Origin of the sequence: Streptomyces sp. NPDC004658, assembly GCF_040609555.1 — a bacterium.
GTDB lineage: Bacteria > Actinomycetota > Actinomycetes > Streptomycetales > Streptomycetaceae > Streptomyces.
Map to the genome: position 1 here is coordinate 1 of NZ_JBEXKG010000450.1, position 1,046 is coordinate 1,046.

Genomic DNA, 1,046 nt, shown 5'->3' on the forward strand with positions numbered 1-1,046 from the left:
GCCGTCCTCGACCTGCTTGAAGTCCAGAGCCAGGAAGCACGCACCGAGGATGATGCCGACCACACCGAAGAGGATGCCGAGGCCGCCGCTGCGGAAGCCCAGGCCGTCACCGCCACCGAACGCGGCGAACAGCAGGTTGACCACCATCAGGAGCATGAAGCCCATGGCGGCGGCCATCACGAAGCCGTAGAACCGGCGGGTGACGCGGATCCAGCGCATCTTGTACGCGAGCAGGACACCGGCGAAGACACACATGGTGCCCAGCACGGCCTGCATCACGACGCCCGGTGAGATGTACGTGCTCACCGCGCTGGAGATGACCCCGAGGAACACACCCTCGAAGGCGGCGTACGCGATGATCAGCGCGGGGACGGGCGTGCGCTTGAAGGACTGGACGAGCGACAGCACGAAGGCGATCAGCGCGGCGCCGATCGCGATGCCGTACGACTTGCCCAGGTTGGCCTCGTCGACCGGCAGCAGGGCCCAGGCGAGCGCGGCACCGAGCACGACGGTGCCCAGCGTCAGCGCCGTGCGGGTGACGACGTCGTCGATCGTCATCACACCGGAGCGCGCCGGCGCCTGCGGGGCGCCGTACTGGGTGTCCTGCTGGGCGTACGGGTTGGTGGCGTACGGGTTCGGGGCGGTGCCCTGTGCGTACGGGTTGGCACCCGCTGCGGGGGCCCCGGCCTGCGGTGACGCGTTGAAGCCCGCGTGACCGTTGTCGCGGCTGAAGCCCCGTCGCGAGAAGACCGGGTTGCTGCTCCTCATCTCACTCCTCCATGGCCACCCAGCGTGGCCTTGGAACAAGAGTAATGGGTAGGCAAAACAAACTCCCTAGTGCCAGGGGAGGATCTTTCCGCCGCCGCCGGCCGACGGGAGAGATCGACACACCCGGAGGCGGCACCGCGTACGACGTGCTCCCGGACCGCTCGTCGCGATCGCTTGACCTGGAGCGCGCTCCAGATCCGAGGATGGGCGGCATGGACACCAAAGACCCCCAGATCATCCTCGGCACCATGGACTTCGGCACCCGCGTCGCCCCGGAC

At 68.3% G+C, this 1,046-nt stretch carries 1 protein-coding gene; it reads right to left on the bottom strand.

Annotated features, from left to right (window positions below; translation table 11 throughout):
* A partial coding sequence (locus ABZV94_RS42080; RefSeq protein ID WP_356350462.1) for a Bax inhibitor-1/YccA family protein occupies positions 1-768 on the bottom strand: 768 nt, incomplete at its 3' end.
* Positions 769-1,046 lie beyond the last annotated feature (278 nt).